This is a genomic window from Cupriavidus sp. GA3-3 (genome assembly GCF_000389805.1).
In the GTDB taxonomy this organism is placed as follows: Bacteria; Pseudomonadota; Gammaproteobacteria; order Burkholderiales; family Burkholderiaceae; genus Cupriavidus; species Cupriavidus necator_D.
In genome coordinates this window covers 245,196-263,143 of the sequence record NZ_KB944501.1, presented here as the reverse complement: position 1 = coordinate 263,143, position 17,948 = coordinate 245,196, and the positions used below count along the sequence as shown (strand labels likewise).

The following is a 17,948-nucleotide window of genomic DNA, read 5'->3' as shown; positions in this document are numbered from 1 at the left end:
CTAGTCTTCCGACGCTTCGCCGGAGTCAGCAGGATCGGCGGCTGCGTCCGCCGCCGGCCTGGCGCGCGCCCGGCCGGCCCGCGGATGGGCCTTGTCGTAGACCTTCGCCAGATGCTGGAAATCGAGCGCGGTATAGACCTGCGTGGTCGAAATGCTGGCATGGCCCAGCATCTCCTGCACCGCGCGCAGGTCCCCCGACGACTGCAGCACGTGGGTGGCAAATGAGTGCCTCAGCATATGGGGATGCACATCGGCCGGCACGCCGGCGCGCAGCGCCTGTTGCTTGAGCCGCAACTGCACCGTGCGCATCGACAGGCGCCGCCCGCGCGGGCCGAGGAACAAGGCGTGGGCATCTTCCGGCAAGGCGCCTGGGCGCAGCAGCGTGTCGCGCACCGCCAGCCAGGCACGCAGCGCCTCGATGGCCTTGCTGCCGACCGGCACCGAGCGCTGGCGCGAACCCTTGCCGGTCACGGTGACTTCCGCTCCGGCCAGGTCGAGCCAGCCGCTGGAGCGGTAGCCGTCGGCATCGGCATAGCGCAGGTCCAGCTGCACCAGCTCGGACAGCCGCAGCCCGCTTGAATAGAACAGCTCATGGACCGCTTGGTCGCGCAGTGCCTGGGCATCCGTGCCGGCAGGATGCGCGACCAGTGCCACCGCATGTTCGACCGACAAGGCCTTGGGCAGTGCGTGGCCAGAGCGCGGCGCGCGCACGCCGTCGACCGGGTTCACCGTGACGCCATGGCCGTGGCGCGCCGCCCACTGGAAGAAACCGCGCCAGGCCGACAAGGTGCGCGCGATGCTGGTGCCGACCAGCCCGGCGCCATGCAGCCGCGCGGCAAAGTTGCGGATATGGTGGGTCTGCAGTGCCAGCAGGGCCACGCCGGGTGCATAACGCGCCGCGTGCCCCTGCAGCACGCGCAGGTCGCGGCTGTAGCTGGTCAGCGTGTGCTCGGCCAGCTTGCGGCTGCCGCGCAGCCAGTCCAGGTAGCGTGTGACCAGCGGCTCGGGTGCCGGCGGCGGGCCGTCGCTGGCAGGAGCGATATCCGCAACCACGCTGCGGGGCGGCCGGCGTGCAGTCATGGCGTCAGGCGTGGGCCGCCGCGCCTCAGTCGCGCAGCCGGTGCAGCGCGGCGCCGGCGACTTCGCCGATCTGCGACAGGTAGGCGGTGCCCATGCCTTCGTGGAAACGGCGCGGATCGGGCGAGCCCAGCACCAGCAGGCCAAAGGCTGCGCCGCGCACGTCGGCACCGGCCTCGGCATCGCCGGCACGCACCGGCACGCGCAGCGTCACCATCGCCAGCGAGGTGATATCGTCGCGCTCCAGCAGCCCCGCGGCCTCGAAGCCGCCGTTGCTGCCGCAGTACGGCGCACGCAGGCCTTCGGCAAAGATGCGCAGGTCTTCGCTGGCGCCCTGCGCCACTTCCATATGGACGTATTGCTCGGCGACATCCCACAGCCTGAGCGCCACCGCCGGCACATCGAACACCTGCTGCAGGCCGTCCTGCACTGCATAGGGCAGCGCGTGCGAATCGGCTTCGGCCAGCAGGCGCAGCTGCCAGGCATGCATGCGTTGCTGGGTGCGGTCGTTGTCATGGCCGTGGCGGACCAGGTCCGCCAGGCGCAGCTCCAGGCCCTTGTTCTTCTCGCGCAGGATTTCCATCTGGCGTTCCTGCAGCGACACGGCGCGGTGGCTGTGCGGGCTGGTCAGCTGCACCGCGGCCAGCAGCTCGGCGTGTTCTTCGAAGAATTCGGGGTGGCTCTGCAGGTAGGCGGCAACGTCTTGGGCGTTCATGGGGCGTGGACCGGTAGAGGTAAAGTGGGTGGCAGTTTAGCAAAGGGGACCGGCGGCACAGCCGCGGCCCCTTTTTTACGCAGGCCGCGCTACGTCTGGATCAGCCGCTTCTGCCGCGAAATGCTCATCAGAATGCCGATGCCCGCGCCCAGCGTCACCAGTGCGGTGCCGCCATAGCTCATCAGCGGCAGCGGCACGCCCACCACCGGCAGGATGCCGCTGACCATGCCCATGTTGACGAAGGCATAGGTGAAGAAGATCAGCGTGATCGATCCCGCCAGCAGCCGCGAGAACAGCGTCGGCGCATTGGCCGCGATAAACAGGCCGCGAAAGATCAGCAGCAGGTACAGCACCAGCAGCACCGCATTGCCGATCAGGCCGAACTCTTCCGAGTACACCGCGAAGATAAAGTCGGTGTGCTTTTCCGGGATGAATTCCAGGTGCGTCTGCGTGCCCTTGAGCCAGCCCTTGCCCTCGACCCCGCCGGAGCCGATGGCGATGATCGACTGGATCGTGTGGAAGCCCTTGCCGAGCGGATCGCTGGTCGGGTCCAGCAGCGTGCAGACGCGGTGCTGCTGGTAGTCGTGCAGCACCGGCCAGTTCACGCCCGGCGCGCACATATCGTTCTGGAACGTGATCAGCAGCGTGATCGCCACCACCAGCAGCCCCAGCAGCGGCAGGATCAGCCGCCACGACAGGCCGGCGAAGTAGATCACGTACACGCCCGCGGCCATCACCAGCAGTGCCGTGCCCAGGTCAGGCTGCTTGGCGATCAGGCCGACCGGGATCAGCAGCAGCCCCAGCGCCACCACGAAGTCGAACCACTTGATCACGCCCTCGCGCTTCTGGAAATACCAGGCCAGCATCAGCGGCATCGAGATCTTCATGATCTCGGACGGCTGGATCACCATGCCGACATAGAGCCAGCGGCGCGCGCCCTTGCGGATCAGGCCGAACATGGCCACCGCGATCAGCAGCGCCACTCCGACCGTGTAGATCGGCACCGCCACCCGCATCAGCGTCTGCGTAGGCAGGTAGGCGATCACGATCATCACCACATAAGACAGCAGGATATTGCGCAGCTGATCCTCAACCCGGCCCGGCATGTCGATGGCGGCCGAGTACAGCGCCACGATGCCAGTGGCGAACAGCAGGAAGACGATCAGCGAGAGTGGTTTGTCAAAACCGGTCAGCGCGGTCTTGATCAGGGACAGGACGCGGCGTCGATCCATGCGCGTCTCCTTCAGCGAGTGGCGTCGGCACCGCTGGCTGCCTTGGCAGCCACGGGCTTGACGCGTGGTTTGGGCGCGGGCGCCTTGGCCGGCACGACCGGCGCGGAAGCCGGCGGCGGCACCTTCGGCTTGCTGTGGCCCAGCGCCTGCAGCATGCGTTCATCCAGCGTCTGCACGGCCGAGGCCGGTGCGATCGCGGCCGGGTCCAGCGCCGCCGCGATCGCGTCAGACGCCCCGGCATGCGCGCCCGACGCCGCGGCGACCTCGCTGGCGGCCGCGCCGCTGGCCGGCGCGCTGCCGCTCGACATCACCGTGGCGCTGGCAATGCTGGCGGTCTGGCCGGTGGTGAACACGCTCGGCGTTGCCACCGGCGGGCGGCCCGCCATGCGCTCGGCTTCCGGCGGCGCGATGGCTTCCAGCTCCGCCGGCCATTTGCCGGTCAGGTAGTAGTCCATCACCTTGCGCGCGATCGGCGCGGCCACCGCGGCGCCGAAGCCGGCGTTCTCGACGATCAGCGCAATCGCGATCCTGGGGTTGTCCGCGGGCGCGAAGGCCGTGTACAGCGAGTGGTCGCGCTTGCGCTCGTCCAGCGCGTGGTGGTTGTACTTCTCGCCCTTGGCCAGGCTGTAGGTCTGCGCCGTGCCGGTCTTGCCCGCCGATTCGTAGGCGGCGCCGGCGAACACGCGCGCGGCCGTGCCGGAATGCGTCACCGCCACCATGGCGCGCTTGATCACGTTGATGTCGGCCTGCTTGAGCGGGATCGTGTAGCTTTCCTTGGGCACGGTCAGCGTGCGCTTGCGCGTGACCGCATCCTCCACGGCCTTGACCAGGTGGGGCTTCATCACCTTGCCGTCGTTGACGATGACCGAGGTGGCCTGCGCCAGCTGCAGGATGGTGAAGCTGTTGTAGCCCTGGCCGATGCCCAGCGAGATGGTCTCGCCGTCGTACCACTTCTGCTGCTCGGGCTTGCGGTAGGCACGGCGCTTCCAGTCGGTCGACGGCAGGATGCCGCGGCTTTCGCCCTCGATGTCGATGCCCGTGATCTGGCCGAAGCCCAGCGGCTTCATGAAGTCATGGATGCCGTTGACGCCCATGTCACGCGCCAGCGCGTAGTAGTAGGTGTCGCACGAATGCACGATCGAGCTGTGCATGTCGACCCAGCCATGGCCGCCCGGCTTGTCGTCGCGGAAGGTATGGTTGCCCAGCGTGAAGAAGCCGGGGTCGGACATGCCCCAGGCCGCGGTGCGCTTGCCGGTGGTCAGCGCGGCCAGCGCCATGAACGGCTTGTAGGTCGAGCCCGGCGGGTAGGTGCCGCGCAGCGGGCGGTTCAGCAGTGGCTTGTCGGGCGAGTTGTTGAGCTCGTTCCAGGTATTGGTGTCGATGCCCTCGACGAACAAGTTGGGGTCGTAGGTCGGCTTGGAGACAAAGGCCAGGATGTCGCCGGTGGACGGCTCGATCGCCACCAGTGCGCCGCGGCGGTTGCCGTAGAGTGCCTCGGCCAGCTGCTGCAGGCGGATGTCCAGCGACAGGATCAGGTTGTTGCCAGGCGTGGCGGGTGACGTCGAAAGCGTGCGGATGGGGCGCCCGCCCGCGCTCACTTCCACTTCCTCGAAGCCGGTCAGGCCGTGCAGCTCGCTCTCGTAGCTCTGCTCCAGGCCGATCTTGCCGATGTAGTTGGTGCCCTTGTAGTTGTCGGCGTCCTTGCGCGGATCGTATTTGGCGCCGTCGGCATCGTTGGCCTCGTCCATGGCCTCGATGCGTTCCTGGTCGCGCTGCGAGATGCGGCCCAGGTAGCCGATCACGTGCGAAGCCGACTCGCCCAGCGGGTACTGCCGGAACAGCCGCGCGCGCACATCCACGCCCGGGAAGCGGAAGCGCTGCGCGGAGAAGCGCGCCACTTCCTCGTCGCTCAGCTGGCTGCGGATCGGCAGGCTTTCAAAGCTGCGCGACTCTTCCATCAGCCGCTTGAAGCGGCGCCGGTCGCGCGGCTGGATATCCACCAGCGCCGACAGGCCTTCGATGGTGTTGTCCAGCGTATCGCCCAGCTTGGACGGCGTGATCTCCAGCGTGTACGCGGAATAATTGCGCGCCAGCACGATCCCGTTGCGGTCCATGATGATGCCGCGGTTGGGCTCGATCGGCGCCACCGAGATGCGATTGTCCTCGGCCTTGGCCGAGTACTGGTCATGCTTGTACCACTGCAGCCACAGGAAGCGCGTGAACAGCAGGCCAAAGCAGATCACCGTGAACAGGGCCGCGGCCGCCACGCGGATGCGGAAGCGGCCGATTTCCAGTTCGACGTTGCGGATTTCGGTCATGGTACTGCGTTGGCCAGGGATGAGCGTTTAGGTGCGGTCAGGTGCGTGCGGCGTCAGATCGGACGCGTCTCGTCGACATCGCTCGAACGGCGCTGCGGCGCCAGCAGCAGGCTGGTGGCCAGCGGCCACAGCAGCGCCTCGATCGCCGGTGCCAGCAGCAGTTGCCAGCCCGGCAGCGGCGCGCCCATGGCCAGCCGGATCAGCACCGGCACCGCGTGCACGACGAACAGCAGCGGCAGCACGTGCAGCGCCTGGGTATAGACGGTGAACCACAGCACGCGGCGGTGGATGGTGATGGCGAAGTAGGCCAGCAGAGTGTAGGCCAGTGCGTGCTCGCCCAGCAGCCGGGCATCGTGCACGTCCATCAGCAGGCCCAGCAGGAAGGCCACGCCCATGCCCACCTTGCGCGGCTGGTGGATGTTCCAGAACACCAGCACCAGCGCCACCATGTCGGGGACCCACAGCGTGGTGCCCCAGGGCATCAGGTTGAACAGGAACGCCAGCACGAAGCTGAAGGCGATAAAGGCGGGATTGACCGGCCGCAGCAGGTATTGGGGATTGGTCACCGTGGTGCCTCCTTGGCGGGTGCGGCCTTGGCAGCCGCTGCGCTATCGGCGGCAGCGCGTGCCGCAGCGGACTTGGCGCCCTTGACCGGCGCCTCCGGCTTGGCCTCGACCGTTTCCCGCGCGGGAATGGCCGCGTCGTAGCGCACCACCAGCAGCAGGCGGTGCGCGCGCACGCCGGCCACCGGCTCGCAGTACACGCGCGAAAACGCGGTATCGGCCTTGCGCTCGATATGGACGATCTTTGCCACCGGCAGGCCCGGCGGGTAGGTGCCGTCCAGGCCCGAGGTCACCAGCAGGTCGCCCTGCTGCAGGTCGGCGGCGGCGGCCATGAAGCGCAGGTCCAGCTGGCCCGCGCGCGCGCCGCCGAAGGCCACGCTGCGCAGCCCGTTGCGCACCACCTGCACGGGGATGGCCTGGTCCTTGTCGGTGAGCAGCGTCACCTCGGACTGGAACGGCGACACGCGCGTGACCTGCCCCACCACGCCGCGCTCGTCGATCACCGGGTAGCCGGCGCGCAGGCCGTGCTGGCTGCCCTTGTCGATCACGATACGCTGGGTGTAGGGATCGCGCGCGTCATACAGGATCTCGGCGGCCGTCACCGGCGTGGCCGACTGCTGCGCCAGCCCGAGCAGCTTGCGCAGCTGGTTGTTCTCGGACTCCAGCTGCGCCTGGCGCACCGAGGCCTGGGCCTGCTGCACGGCGTTCTGGCGCAGTTCGCGGTTTTCGGTGGCGAGCATCGCCGACGACTGCGCATAGTCGAACATCGTGCGCAGTGCGTCGCGCGGCGTCAGCACCAGGCGTTCGACCGGCATCAGCACGGTGGCGGCAACCTGCCGGCCCACGCTGAGCGCGTCGAAACGGGCATCGACCACCAGCAGCGCCAGCGCGATACCCACGTACAGGACCAGCCTGGCGACAGCCGAGGTGCCTTGCTTGAAGAGCGGCGGAGGGGAGTAATCCATTTACCCGAACAAAGGCCAAAGCCCACGCGGAAACGCCCCGCCGCCCGCCGTGCCACGCCCGGGTCCCTTGCGGGGACGGGAGCGGCACGGCCGGGCGGCGGGAACTGCCAGGGCCCGGCCCCGGCGGATGAGGCGCCGCGACGCCGCCCTGATCGCTGGATCCGGCAGGCCGCGCATCGCCACGTGAGCGTCCTTCTTACTCGTAGGAGAAGATGCTGCCGAGCTTGTCCATGCGTTCCAGCGCCATGCCGGAACCGCGCACCACGCAGGTCAGCGGGTCTTCGGCCACCAGCACCGGCAGGCCGGTTTCTTCCGCCAGCAGGCGGTCCAGGTCGCGCAGCAGCGCGCCGCCGCCGGTCAGCATCATGCCGCGTTCGGCGATGTCGGCACCCAGTTCGGGCGGGGTCTGTTCCAGCGCGATCTTCACCGCCGAAACGATCTGGTTCAGCGGATCGGTAAGGGCTTCGAGGATTTCATTGGACGACACGGTGAAGGCGCGCGGGATGCCTTCGGACAGATTGCGGCCCTTGACTTCCATCTCGCGGACTTCGGAGCCCGGGAAGGCCGAGCCGATTTCCTTCTTGATCGCTTCGGCGGTCTGTTCGCCGATCAGCATGCCGTAGTTGCGGCGGATGTAGTTGACGATGGCCTCGTCGAACTTGTCGCCGCCCACGCGCACCGAACCCTTGTAGACCATGCCACCCAGCGAGATGATGCCCACCTCGGTGGTGCCGCCGCCGATATCCACCACCATCGAGCCCGACGGCTCGGACACCGGCAGGCCGGCGCCGATCGCGGCCGACATCGGCTCCTCGATCAGGTAGACCTGGCTGGCACCGGCGCCCAGCGCCGATTCGCGGATGGCGCGGCGCTCGACCTGGGTCGAGCCGCACGGCACGCAGATGATGATGCGCGGGCTCGGGCGCAGCAGCTTGCTGTCGTGCACCATCTTGATGAATTGCTTGAGCATCTGCTCGGTGACGGTGAAGTCGGCGATCACGCCGTCCTTCATCGGGCGGATCGCCTCGATATTGCCCGGCACCTTGCCCAGCATCTGCTTGGCTTCCTTGCCCACCGCCGTGATGGTCTTCTTGGCGTTGGGGCCGCCTTCCTGGCGGATCGCGACGACCGAGGGCTCGTCCAGCACGATGCCCTTGTCGCGCATGTAGATCAGCGTGTTGGCGGTGCCGAGGTCGATCGCCAGGTCGTTGGAGAAGTAGCTGCGGAGAAATCCGAACATCAGGAATCCTGTCTGTGGTGGTGTTCGCGGGTAGGCGAAGCGGCCGGCACCGCGAACGGCCCGGCCACGAAATACGTTGTGTTGAATACGGAATGGTTCCCGGCTTCCCGGTCCGCCCGCCGTCCGGCACGGGGCTGCCCGGGCCGGGATGGAATGGGAACGGCAGTCGCCGGCGCACCGCGCGCGCCGGCCCTACGGGAACCTTTGATTAGACCCCGCGGAAAAGTTCGCGGAAATGTGCAGGCACCGGCGCACCATATCGAATCACTGCGACATGCGCTGGCCGGCTGCAGAGGCCTAATCAGAGGACCCAGGTCCGCCCTTCGGGCGCCTGTGGATGCCAGGCGCAAGCGCGCCGGCCAGCGGCCGGCTTGCGGCCATGTGGCGTAAGCGTTGCCAAGGGTCGGTAACTCGCAATGATACCTTATAATTCCTGCTGCTTCGGGCGTTTACAGCCTGAAAATACCTGTAATTCCGACGACTCCGGGGCGCCACTCCGGCGCCCCCGGTCAGGCCACGGGCCGTGCGACGCAGCCGCCCCATGAGCCAGCCGCCGGCGCAGCCCGCGCCCCCGCATCCGAGCATCCGAACCACCACGCCATGGCCCTCGCTCTATCCGACGTCAAGCGCATCGCCCACCTGGCCCGCATCGAAATCAGCGATGACGAGGCCGCCCAGACGCTTGCGCAGCTGAACAACTTTTTCTCGCTGGTCGAGCAGATGCAGGCGGTCGACACCACCGGTATCGAGCCGCTGGCCCACCCGCTGTCAGCCGTGCGCGACATGGTCCAGCGCCTGCGCGAGGACGTGGTCACCGAATCCGACCGCCGCGCCGACTACCAGCGCCCCGCGCCGGCCACCGAAGACGGCCTGTACCTGGTGCCCAAGGTCATCGAATGACCGCCGCCCGGCCCGGACCCGACGCACCCGTGCATGCCTGTCCGGCGCCGGCCACCCGCCAGTACGCCACCCCCTGATGCCAACCGACTGTCATGCCCTTTTCCGCTGATTCCGTGACCTCCCTGCGCCAGCTAGCCGATGCGCTGGCCGCGCGCTCCGTCTCCGCCGAGGAACTCGCACGCGAGTACCTGGCCCGCATCGAGCAGGCTGCCGCGCTCAACGCGTTTATCCACGTCGATGCCGAGCGGACCCTGGCGCAGGCGCGCGCCGCCGATGAACGCCGCGCCCGCGGCGAGGCCGCGCCGCTGACCGGCGTGCCGATCGCGCACAAGGACGTGTTCGTCACGCGCGGCTGGCGTGCCACCGCCGGCTCGAAGATGCTGGCCAACTATGAAAGCCCGTTCGACGCCACCGTGGTCGAACGCATGGCCGCGGCCGGCATGGTCACGCTGGGCAAGACCAATATGGACGAGTTCGCGATGGGCTCGTCCAACGAGAACTCGCATTTCGGCCCGGTGCGCAACCCCTGGGACACCAGCCGCGTGCCCGGCGGCTCGTCGGGCGGCTCGGCCGCGGCCGTGGCCGCCGGCCTGGCCCCCGCCGCCACCGGCACCGACACCGGCGGCTCGATCCGCCAGCCGTCGTCGTTCTCGGGCATCACCGGCATCAAGCCGACCTACGGCCGCGTGTCGCGCTACGGCATGATCGCCTTCGCCTCGTCGCTGGACCAGGCCGGCCCGATGGCCCATAGCGCTGAAGACTGTGCGCTGCTGCTCAACGCCATGGCCGGCTTCGACCCCAGGGACTCCACCAGCATCACGCCCGCGCAGGGCGGCGTGGACGAGGACTACACCCGCCTGCTGGGCCAGCCGCGCGCCGGCGCCACTACCGAGCGCCCGCTCGCCGGCCTGCGCATCGGCCTGCCGAAGGAATACTTCGGCAAGGGCCTGTCGGCCGACGTCGAGCAGGCCGTGCGCGCCGCGCTGGCCGAGTATGAAAAGCTGGGCGCCACGCTGGTCGAGGTGACGCTGCCAAAGACCGAGCTGTCGATCCCGGTGTACTACGTGATCGCGCCGGCCGAGGCCTCGTCCAACCTGTCGCGCTTTGACGGCGTGCGCTACGGCCACCGCGCGGCCGAATACCGCGACCTGCTCGACATGTACAAGAAGAGCCGCGCCGAAGGCTTCGGCGCCGAGGTCAAGCGCCGCATCATGGTCGGCACCTATGTGCTGTCGCATGGCTACTACGACGCCTACTACCTGCAGGCGCAGAAGATCCGCCGCATCATCGCCGACGACTTCCAGCGTGCCTTCGCCCAGTGCGACGTGATCATGGGGCCGGTGGCGCCGACGGTGGCGTGGAAACTGGGCGAGAAGACCTCGGACCCGGTGCAGATGTACCTGGCCGATATCTTCACGCTGTCGACCAGCCTGGCCGGCCTGCCCGGCATGAGCGTGCCGTGCGGCTTTGGCGAGGCCGGCATGCCGGTGGGCCTGCAGCTGATCGGCAACTACTTCGACGAGGCGCGCCTGCTGCAGACCGCGCACGCGTTCCAGCAGGCGACCGACTGGCACCTGCGCCGTCCGGGCAAGGCATGAACATGACCGCGCGCTCCTCGCTGACCCTGCGCCTGATGGCCGCGGCCGCGCTCGCCGCGGCGGTGGCCGGCTGCATCCCGCTGCCGGGCGGGCTGGGCCGGCCCGCTCCAATCGCCAGCCGCGACATCGACCTGGCCGGCGACTGCCGCCGCACCGAGGAAGACGGCTTCCGCGAAGACGCCCAGCTGCGCGTGTCGGACAACAGCGTGCAGCAGCTGTCGTGGAAGCTGTGGGTAGGCAAGCGCGGCTCGTGCAGCTTCAACCTGGCGGACTTCCGCCAGGTCCAGAAGAAGCCGCATATCGAGCTGCGCGCCAATGACGGCAGCGGCTGCAAGCTGATGGTCTGGCAGGACCCGCGCCGCGTTACGCTGGCGCACGCCAACTGCCAGCAGCGCTGCACCCCCGGCGTCTACGAAGAAGCCTGGCCCGTGATGTTCGAGCCGGGCAGCGGCGCCTGCGCCCGCACGCGCTGAAGCCACCGAAGCCGGCCATGACCCACGCACCCGCCACCCCGCAACGCTCACCGCGCACCGCCCGTCCGGCGGTGGCGGTGCTGCGCGCCGCGGTGGCACTGGGGCTGGGCGCATGGCTGGCCGGCGCATCCGCGCATACACCGGAACTGCCCGCGCCCGCGCTGGCGCAGCCGGCGCCGCTGACGCCCGCCGGCGTGCTGGCGCCGAATGCGGTGAGCCGGGCCGCGCCAGGATCCGCGGCCACGGCACCCGTGCCGGCGCAGCGTGTCCAGCTGCGCGGCGATGCGGCCACGCCCGCGCTCACCGCCTACTGGTTCCTGCCGCGCGAGGGCGCCACCCCGCGCGCGCTGCCGGTGGTGGTGGCGTTGCACGGCTGCGGCGGCCTGCTGTCCGCGCGCCCCGCGCGCGCGAGCGCGGCGGGTGCCGCCGGAACCGCCCAGGCGGACGTTTCCGGACTGCTGCAGCAACGCTACCGCGAATACGCGCACTGGCTGAACGAGCGCGGCTATGCCGTGCTGATGCCCGACAGCTTCAGCGCGCGCGGCAGGCCCCACGGCATCTGCTCCGAACCCATCGACGCGCGCGGCATCGACGACCGCACGCGCCGCGCCGATGCGCTGGCCGCGCTGCGCTGGGTGGCGCAGCAGCCGGCGGTCGACACCGCGCGTATCGTGCTGCTGGGCTGGTCCAACGGCGCGCAGGCGGTGCTGGCTACCGTCGATGCCAGCCGCCCGTGGCCGGCCGGCACGCCCCAGGTGGAGCGCGCGGTGGCGTTCTACCCGGGCTGCAGGCGCGCCGTGCAGCAGCACAACTTCCGCCTGCGCGCGCCTATGCTGCTGATGATCGGCGGCGCCGACGACTGGACGCCCGCCACCCGCTGCGCCATGCTGCAAAGCGCGGTGCTGGCGCGCCAGCCGGGCGCGCGCTTCCGGCTGGAGATCTACCCCGGCGCCTATCACGGCTTTGACGGCACCAGCGAGCTGCATATGCGCCGCGACGTACCGGCGGGCATGCGCAAGACCCAGGGCGTCACCGTCGGCGGCGATGCGGTGGCCCGCGTGGCCGCGCTGGCCCAGCTCGACTCATGGCTTGCCAGCCCCGACCCCTGAGGGCCGGGGCAAGACCAGACTGAACCCCGGGGCGGCTGCGCCGCTCCACCGCAACAGACAGAACCGAAAGAACCGAACAGGAATACCGCCATGCAATGGGAAGTGGTGATCGGCCTCGAAACGCACGCTCAGCTTTCGACGGCCTCCAAGATTTTTTCCGGCACCTCCACCGCCTTCGGGGCCGAGGCCAACACGCAGGCCTCGCCGGTGGACCTGGCGCTGCCGGGCGTGCTGCCGGTGCTCAACAAGGGCGCGGTCGAGCGCGCCATCCAGTTCGGCCTGGCGATCGGCGCCACCATTTCGCCGCGCAGCGTCTTTGCGCGCAAGAACTACTTCTACCCCGACCTGCCCAAGGGCTACCAGATCAGCCAGTATGAGATCCCGGTGGTACAGGGCGGCACCATCACCATCCAGGTCGAAGGCAAGAAGGGCGAGTTCTACGAAAAGACCGTCAACCTGACCCGCGCCCACCTGGAAGAAGACGCGGGCAAGTCCCTGCACGAAGACTTTGCCGGCATGACCGGCATCGACCTGAACCGCGCCGGCACCCCGCTGCTGGAAATCGTCACCGAGCCCGACATGCGCAGCGCCGCCGAAGCCGTGGCCTATGCCAAGGCGCTGCACTCGCTGGTGGTGTGGCTGGGCATCTGCGATGGCAACATGCAGGAAGGCAGCTTCCGCTGCGACGCCAACGTGTCGGTGCGCCCGCTCGGCCAGAAGGAATTCGGCACCCGCCGCGAAATCAAGAACCTGAATTCGTTCCGATTCCTGCAGCAGGCCATCGAGTACGAAGTGCAGTGGCAGATCGCCGAGATCGAGGACGGCCGCAAGATCCAGCAGGCCACCGTGCTGTTCGACCCGGAAACGGGCGAAACGCGCGCCATGCGCACCAAGGAAGACGCGCACGATTACCGCTACTTCCCAGACCCCGACCTGATGCCGCTGGAAATCGACGCGAGCTGGGTCGAGCGCGTGCGCGGCGAGCTGCCGGAACTGCCGGTGGCGATGCAGGCGCGCTTTGTCTCGCAGTACGGCCTGTCGGCCTATGACGCCACCACGCTGACCGCGACCAAGGCCTTCGCCGCCTACTACGAGGCCGTGGTGGCCGACGCCGGCGCCGCCAACGCCAAGCCCGCGGCCAACTGGCTGATGGGCGACGTGGCCTCGCAGCTGAACCGCGAAGGCATCGCCATCGACGCCGCACCGGTCACGCCGGCGCAACTGGCCAGGCTGCTCGCGCGCATCGCCGACGGCACGGTATCGAACAACACCGCCAAGAAGGACGTGTTCCCGGCGATGTGGGCCGGCGAGCACGGCGGCGATGCCGACGCCATCATCGCGGCCAAGGGCCTGAAGCAGATGTCCGACACCGGCGAGCTGGAGAAGATCATCGACGACGTGCTGGCCGCCAACGCCAGGTCGGTCGAGGAATTCCGCGCGGGCAAGGAGAAGGCGTTCAATGCGCTGGTCGGGCAGGCGATGAAGGCGACCAAGGGCAAGGCCAATCCGGCGCAGGTGAATGAGCTGCTGAAGAAGAAGCTGGGGTAAGGGCTGGCTGACAGGGCCAGCGAACCGCTGCGGCAGGCGTATCCTACTGGCCTGCTCTAAAAGTCAGGAGATCCCCCATGAGCTGGTCCGCCCACCAATACGTCGCCTTCGAAGACGAACGCACCCGCCCGGTCCGCGACCTGGTGGCTGCCATCCCCAATGAGATCGCGCGCAGCGCGGTGGATATCGGCTGCGGGCCGGGCAACTCCACCGAGGTGCTGCTGGCGCGCTATGCGGGGGCGTCGGTGACCGGGCTGGACAGCTCGCAGGACATGGTCGATGCGGCGCGCAAGCGCCTGCCCGCGGTGCAGTTCCGCGTGGCCGACATCGGCGCCTGGGACGAGGCCGGGCCCTATGACGTGATCCTGGCCAATGCCGTGCTGCAGTGGCTGCCTGACCACGCCAGCCTGTTCCCGGCACTGGTATCCAGGCTCGCTCCCGGCGGCACGCTGGCCGTGCAGATGCCGGACAACCTGGAAGAACCCGCGCACCGGCTGATGCGCCAGGTGGCGACGGAAAGCCCGTGGGCAGAAAAGCTCGCCGGCGCCAGCAAGGCCCGCGCCGAGCGTGCCCCGGCGCAGTGGTACTACGAGCTGTTGCGCCCGCTGTGCCAGCGCGTGGACGTATGGCTGACCACGTACCACCATCCGCTGGCGGGCGGCCCGGCCGCGGTGGTGGAGTGGTTCAAGGGCAGCGGCCTGCGCCCCTTCCTGCAACCGCTGGACGAGGCCGAGCGCGCCGCCTACCTGGCGCGCTACCAGACCGAGATTGCCAAAGCGTACCCGGCGCTGCCGGACGGGTCGGTGCTGCTGCCGTTCCCGCGCCTGTTTATCGTCGCGACGCGCTGAGGCCAGCCCTACGCCGGCTTGTGGCACACCGCTTCGATGTTGTGCCCGTCCGGATCCAGCACGAAGGCGCCGTAGTAGTTGGGGTGGTAGTGCGCGCGGATGCCCGGCGCGCCGTTGTCGCGCCCGCCCGCGGCCAGCGCCGCGCGATGGAAGGCATCGACGGTCTCGCGGCTGTCCACGCGGAAGGCCACATGCAGCGGCGGCTGGTTGGGCGTGCCGCGGTGGATCCAGAAGTCGGGTTGCCCCGGTGGGCCGAAGCCTGCGACATCGGTGCTGCCGGTGACGCTGGCCGGGAATTCCTTGTCCAGCACATAGCCGATGGCGCCCAGCGCCGCCTGGTAGAAGGCGCGGCTCTTGCCGTAGTCACTGACGCTTACGCCGGTGTGGTCGATCATGGGTCGCTTCCTTTCAACGGTGGGAGGGGGCTCAGGCCAGGTCCAGCACGCTCATGGTGGCGTTCAGGCGGCTGACCAGCACCGATTCACCGTGGACGTCGGCGAAGACATCCGCCTCCACCACGATGATCGAACGGCCGGACTTGAGCACATCGGCACGGCAGCGCAGCCGTTCGCTGCGCACGGCCCTGAGCAGGTTGATCTTGAACTCCGCGGTGACCACGTGCTGGCCTGCCTCCAGGATGGTGGATGCCGCCGCGCCCGCGGTGTGGTCCGCGATGGTGGCCTGCACGCCCGCATGGACGATGCCGCCGTGCTGCAGGTGGCGCGGCGCAATGGCCAGCGTGGATTCGCACCAGCCGGGCCCGCAGTCCGCCAGCGTGATGCCGACATCGTTGACAAAGGCGGCCTGGCGAAAGCCCGCCTCGATGGTGTCGCGCAGCAGAAGCCGTTCCTGTTCGGTGGTCATGGCTGTTCCTTGTCGGGTCACTGCATCACCGGGATGTGCGCATTGCAGCGTGAAGGCGCGGGGCTGTCAACCATCCATGCGCCTGTTACGCCGCGCGGAAGCGGGCCGGCGTGCCGTCGCCTACACTGGAAGCATCCGCGACCCGAGTGCGCGCCTGAGCGCATGCAGCCCGCAATGATCGCCGACACCCATCCCCCCACACTGCGCCGCAAGACGCGGCCCGCCGCGGCCTTTGCCGCGCTGACGCAGGCAAGCCTGGCGCGCATCGAAGCGAGCCTGGCCCAGTTGCTGCACCGCGACGAGCCCGAAGACCTGCACGCGCTGCGCGTGGCGGTGCGCCATGCGCGCGCGGTGCTCTGGGCCCTGGGGCCGTCGTTGCCGCGGCAGGAGCGCGATCGCTGGAAGCATGACCTGCGCATGCTGGCGCGCGCCACCAGCGACGTGCGCGACTGGGACGTATTCCTGGCCGAAACCATCGCCCCGGCACGCAAACTGGAACCGGACGATACCGTGCTGTCGGCCATCGCCGACACCGCCCGAGAGCGCCGCGACACCGCACGGCAAACCATGCTGGCGGCCCTGGCCGGTTACCGTGACTGGCCGCTGCCAGCGCTGCATCGCGACCTGGCGCACCTGGCCCAGCTGGCCGCCCGCGCCCGCAATGGCGGTGGCCGCCTCGGGCCCTTTGCGCGCAAGCGCGTGCGCCGCGGCCGCAAGCGCCTGCGCGCGCTGGCAAAGGCCGCACGCCGCGGCGATCCCCGCGCGGTGCATGAGCAGCGCATCGCCGGCAAGCGACTGCGCTATGTGATCGAGGCATTCGAGCCGGTGCTGCCATCCCGCTACACCAGGGACCTGCATCGCAAGCTGGTCAAAGGGCAGGCAAAGCTCGGCCGCCTTGTCGACGGCATCGTCGCGCGCCGGCTGCTGGCCGATTGCCTGCAGGCGCAGGCAATGCCGGACGAGGCGCCGCCGCGCCCGCTGCCCGGTGCCAGCTGACCACCCGCCCGCCATGGCGGCCTGCCCACCGCGTGCCACGCCAACCGCACCCGATCTGCGACAATAGCGCCATGACTGCTCCCCAGGTTCCCATTGCCGCCATCGCCACCGCGCCCGGACGCGGCGGCATCGGCGTGGTGCGCGTGTCGGGCCCCGATGTTGGCCCCGTGATGCGCGCCGTCTGCGGCCAGGCACTGAAGCCGCGCCACGCCACCTACCTGCCGTTCCTCGATGGCCATGGCAAGGTCATCGACCACGGCCTGGCGCTGTATTTCCCGGCGCCCAATTCCTATACCGGCGAGGAAGTGCTCGAGCTGCAGGGCCACGGCGGGCCGGTGGTGATGCAGATGCTGCTGACACGCTGCCTGCAAGCGGGCGACGGCATCGGCCTGCGCCTGGCAGAGCCCGGCGAGTTCACGCGGCGCGCCTTCCTCAACGACAAGCTCGACCTGGCCCAGGCCGAGGCCGTGGCCGACCTGATCGAAGCCAGCACCGAGGCCGCGGCGCGCTCGGCGGCGCGTTCAATGGAGGGCGAATTCTCCAACGCCATCCGCCAGCTTGTGGACAAGGTCATCCACCTGCGCATGCTGGTCGAAGCCACGCTGGACTTCCCCGAAGAAGAGATCGATTTCCTGGGCCAGTCCGACGCGCGCGGCCAGCTTGCCACCATCCGCACCGAACTGAGCGGCGTGCTGGCGCAGGCGCGCCAGGGCGCGCTGCTGCGCGAGGGCCTGTCGGTGGTGCTGGCGGGCCAGCCCAACGTGGGCAAGTCGTCGCTGCTGAACGCGCTGGCCGGCGCGGAGCTGGCCATCGTCACGCCCATCGCCGGCACCACGCGCGACCGCGTGCGCGAGACCATCCAGATCGACGGCATCCCGCTGCATATCATCGACACCGCCGGCCTGCGCGAGCATGCCGCCGACGAAGTCGAGCGCATCGGCATCGAACGCACCTGGGACGCCATCCGCCGCGCCGACATCGTGCTGCACCTGGTCGACGCCACCGACTACCTGCGCCATGGCCTGTCAGAGACTGACGACGCCATCGACGACCAGCTCAGCGGCCAGCTGCCGCCGGGCTCGCCGATCGTGCGCATCGTCAACAAGATCGACAAGGCGCCCGCGGTTGGCGATGTCGTCTTCGGCGGCAACCGCCCGCACGTGGTCGCCGCCAACGGCCCCAACCCGACCGAGATCTGGATCTCGGCGCGCACCGGGGCCGGCATTGAACTGCTGCGCCGTGAGCTGCTGCGGCTGGTGGGCTGGCAGTCGGGCAATGAAGGCAACTTCCTGGCGCGCGAGCGGCACCTGACGGCGCTGCGGAATGCGCAATCGCACCTGGATATCGCCGCCGAGCAGGCCGAGCACCAGGCGCAGGCGCTGGACCTGTTTGCCGAAGAACTGCGGCTGGCACAGGATTGCCTGAACAGCATTACGGGTGAGTTCACCAGTGATGATCTGCTGGGGACGATCTTTACGCGGTTTTGCATCGGAAAATAAGGC

At 69.1% G+C, this 17,948-nt stretch carries 17 protein-coding genes; 8 read left to right on the top strand and 9 right to left on the bottom strand.

The window, feature by feature from the left end; all coding sequences use genetic code 11:
* The 7 genes from C265_RS25335 to C265_RS25305 form a co-directional block, all read right to left on the bottom strand.
* The gene (locus C265_RS25335) at positions 1 to 1,080 is read right to left on the bottom strand and encodes a tyrosine recombinase XerC (RefSeq protein ID WP_010811485.1); all 1,080 of its coding nucleotides are present in this window, start codon (positions 1,078 to 1,080) and stop codon (positions 1 to 3) included.
* A 25-nt stretch (positions 1,081 to 1,105) separates the two neighbouring features.
* The gene (locus C265_RS25330) at positions 1,106 to 1,792 is read right to left on the bottom strand and encodes a DUF484 family protein (RefSeq protein WP_010811484.1); all 687 of its coding nucleotides are present in this window, start codon (positions 1,790 to 1,792) and stop codon (positions 1,106 to 1,108) included.
* An 89-nt stretch (positions 1,793 to 1,881) separates the two neighbouring features.
* Complete coding sequence (gene rodA / locus C265_RS25325) at positions 1,882 to 3,024, bottom strand: rod shape-determining protein RodA (RefSeq protein WP_010811483.1); 1,143 nt, start codon at positions 3,022 to 3,024, stop codon at positions 1,882 to 1,884.
* Between the two features lie 11 nt (positions 3,025 to 3,035).
* Complete coding sequence (gene mrdA, locus C265_RS25320; protein WP_010811482.1) at positions 3,036 to 5,342, bottom strand: penicillin-binding protein 2; 2,307 nt, start codon at positions 5,340 to 5,342, stop codon at positions 3,036 to 3,038.
* A 53-nt stretch (positions 5,343 to 5,395) separates the two neighbouring features.
* Positions 5,396 to 5,908 (bottom strand): rod shape-determining protein MreD, encoded by a 513-nt coding sequence (gene mreD / locus C265_RS25315; protein ID WP_010811481.1) that lies wholly within the window; start codon positions 5,906 to 5,908, stop codon positions 5,396 to 5,398.
* Positions 5,905 to 6,870, bottom strand: a complete 966-nt coding sequence (gene mreC / locus C265_RS25310) for a rod shape-determining protein MreC (protein ID WP_010811480.1) — start codon at positions 6,868 to 6,870, stop codon at positions 5,905 to 5,907. The genes mreD and mreC overlap by 4 nt, the downstream gene beginning before the upstream one ends.
* A gap of 196 nt (positions 6,871 to 7,066) precedes the next feature.
* Entirely contained in the window at positions 7,067 to 8,110 is a 1,044-nt protein-coding gene (locus C265_RS25305) for a rod shape-determining protein (RefSeq protein ID WP_008648066.1), read from the bottom strand.
* A 600-nt stretch (positions 8,111 to 8,710) separates the two neighbouring features.
* Between C265_RS25305 and gatC the strand changes: the two genes are divergently transcribed.
* The 6 genes from gatC to tam all read left to right on the top strand — a co-directional run bounded on the left by gatC (position 8,711) and on the right by tam (position 14,586).
* The gene (gene gatC / locus C265_RS25300; protein ID WP_010811479.1) at positions 8,711 to 9,010 is read left to right on the top strand and encodes an Asp-tRNA(Asn)/Glu-tRNA(Gln) amidotransferase subunit GatC; all 300 of its coding nucleotides are present in this window, start codon (positions 8,711 to 8,713) and stop codon (positions 9,008 to 9,010) included.
* Positions 9,011 to 9,102: 92 nt separating this feature from the next.
* A complete protein-coding gene (gene gatA / locus C265_RS25295; protein WP_010811478.1) occupies positions 9,103 to 10,608 on the top strand; it encodes an Asp-tRNA(Asn)/Glu-tRNA(Gln) amidotransferase subunit GatA in 1,506 nt (501 codons plus the stop codon).
* Complete coding sequence (locus tag C265_RS25290; RefSeq protein WP_010811477.1) at positions 10,605 to 11,081, top strand: hypothetical protein; 477 nt, start codon at positions 10,605 to 10,607, stop codon at positions 11,079 to 11,081. Before gatA ends, C265_RS25290 begins: the two co-directional genes overlap by 4 nt.
* A 17-nt stretch (positions 11,082 to 11,098) precedes the next feature.
* Positions 11,099 to 12,190, top strand: coding sequence for a dienelactone hydrolase family protein (locus tag C265_RS25285; RefSeq protein ID WP_010811476.1), 1,092 nt, complete (start codon positions 11,099 to 11,101; stop codon positions 12,188 to 12,190).
* A 90-nt stretch (positions 12,191 to 12,280) separates the two neighbouring features.
* Positions 12,281 to 13,738: an Asp-tRNA(Asn)/Glu-tRNA(Gln) amidotransferase subunit GatB gene (gene gatB / locus C265_RS25280; protein WP_010811475.1), complete on the top strand. Its 1,458-nt coding sequence runs from the start codon at positions 12,281 to 12,283 to the stop codon at positions 13,736 to 13,738.
* A 77-nt stretch (positions 13,739 to 13,815) separates the two neighbouring features.
* Positions 13,816 to 14,586 (top strand): trans-aconitate 2-methyltransferase, encoded by a 771-nt coding sequence (gene tam / locus C265_RS25275; RefSeq protein WP_010811474.1) that lies wholly within the window; start codon positions 13,816 to 13,818, stop codon positions 14,584 to 14,586.
* Positions 14,587 to 14,594: 8 nt separating this feature from the next.
* On the opposite strand, the gene C265_RS25270 is transcribed toward tam, so the two are convergent.
* Both C265_RS25270 and C265_RS25265 read right to left on the bottom strand, forming a co-directional pair.
* Entirely contained in the window at positions 14,595 to 14,981 is a 387-nt protein-coding gene (locus tag C265_RS25270) for a VOC family protein (RefSeq protein ID WP_010811473.1), read from the bottom strand.
* A gap of 31 nt (positions 14,982 to 15,012) precedes the next feature.
* The gene (locus C265_RS25265; protein WP_010811472.1) at positions 15,013 to 15,450 is read right to left on the bottom strand and encodes a PaaI family thioesterase; all 438 of its coding nucleotides are present in this window, start codon (positions 15,448 to 15,450) and stop codon (positions 15,013 to 15,015) included.
* Positions 15,451 to 15,624: 174 nt separating this feature from the next.
* Between C265_RS25265 and C265_RS25260 the strand changes: the two genes are divergently transcribed.
* Positions 15,625 to 16,446 (top strand): CHAD domain-containing protein, encoded by an 822-nt coding sequence (locus tag C265_RS25260; protein WP_010811471.1) that lies wholly within the window; start codon positions 15,625 to 15,627, stop codon positions 16,444 to 16,446.
* Positions 16,447 to 16,517: 71 nt separating this feature from the next.
* The gene (gene mnmE, locus C265_RS25255) at positions 16,518 to 17,945 is read left to right on the top strand and encodes a tRNA uridine-5-carboxymethylaminomethyl(34) synthesis GTPase MnmE (protein WP_010811470.1); all 1,428 of its coding nucleotides are present in this window, start codon (positions 16,518 to 16,520) and stop codon (positions 17,943 to 17,945) included.
* Positions 17,946 to 17,948: the final 3 nt, after the last annotated feature.

What these genes read in the sequence shown, in the direction of transcription:
- C265_RS25335 (WP_010811485.1), bottom strand. Translation starts at nt 1,080, where the DNA reads ATGACTGCACGCCGGCCGCCCCGCAGCGTGGTTGCGGATATCGCTCCT.
- C265_RS25290 (WP_010811477.1), top strand. Translation starts at nt 10,605, where the DNA reads ATGAACATGACCGCGCGCTCCTCGCTGACCCTGCGCCTGATGGCCGCG.
- C265_RS25305 (WP_008648066.1), bottom strand. Translation starts at nt 8,110, where the DNA reads ATGTTCGGATTTCTCCGCAGCTACTTCTCCAACGACCTGGCGATCGAC.
- C265_RS25260 (WP_010811471.1), top strand. Translation starts at nt 15,625, where the DNA reads ATGATCGCCGACACCCATCCCCCCACACTGCGCCGCAAGACGCGGCCC.
- C265_RS25265 (WP_010811472.1), bottom strand. Translation starts at nt 15,450, where the DNA reads ATGACCACCGAACAGGAACGGCTTCTGCTGCGCGACACCATCGAGGCG.
- C265_RS25330 (WP_010811484.1), bottom strand. Translation starts at nt 1,792, where the DNA reads ATGAACGCCCAAGACGTTGCCGCCTACCTGCAGAGCCACCCCGAATTC.
- mnmE (WP_010811470.1), top strand. Translation starts at nt 16,518, where the DNA reads ATGACTGCTCCCCAGGTTCCCATTGCCGCCATCGCCACCGCGCCCGGA.
- rodA (WP_010811483.1), bottom strand. Translation starts at nt 3,024, where the DNA reads ATGGATCGACGCCGCGTCCTGTCCCTGATCAAGACCGCGCTGACCGGT.
- gatA (WP_010811478.1), top strand. Translation starts at nt 9,103, where the DNA reads ATGCCCTTTTCCGCTGATTCCGTGACCTCCCTGCGCCAGCTAGCCGAT.
- gatB (WP_010811475.1), top strand. Translation starts at nt 12,281, where the DNA reads ATGCAATGGGAAGTGGTGATCGGCCTCGAAACGCACGCTCAGCTTTCG.
- mreC (WP_010811480.1), bottom strand. Translation starts at nt 6,870, where the DNA reads ATGGATTACTCCCCTCCGCCGCTCTTCAAGCAAGGCACCTCGGCTGTC.
- mrdA (WP_010811482.1), bottom strand. Translation starts at nt 5,342, where the DNA reads ATGACCGAAATCCGCAACGTCGAACTGGAAATCGGCCGCTTCCGCATC.
- gatC (WP_010811479.1), top strand. Translation starts at nt 8,711, where the DNA reads ATGGCCCTCGCTCTATCCGACGTCAAGCGCATCGCCCACCTGGCCCGC.
- C265_RS25285 (WP_010811476.1), top strand. Translation starts at nt 11,099, where the DNA reads ATGACCCACGCACCCGCCACCCCGCAACGCTCACCGCGCACCGCCCGT.
- tam (WP_010811474.1), top strand. Translation starts at nt 13,816, where the DNA reads ATGAGCTGGTCCGCCCACCAATACGTCGCCTTCGAAGACGAACGCACC.
- C265_RS25270 (WP_010811473.1), bottom strand. Translation starts at nt 14,981, where the DNA reads ATGATCGACCACACCGGCGTAAGCGTCAGTGACTACGGCAAGAGCCGC.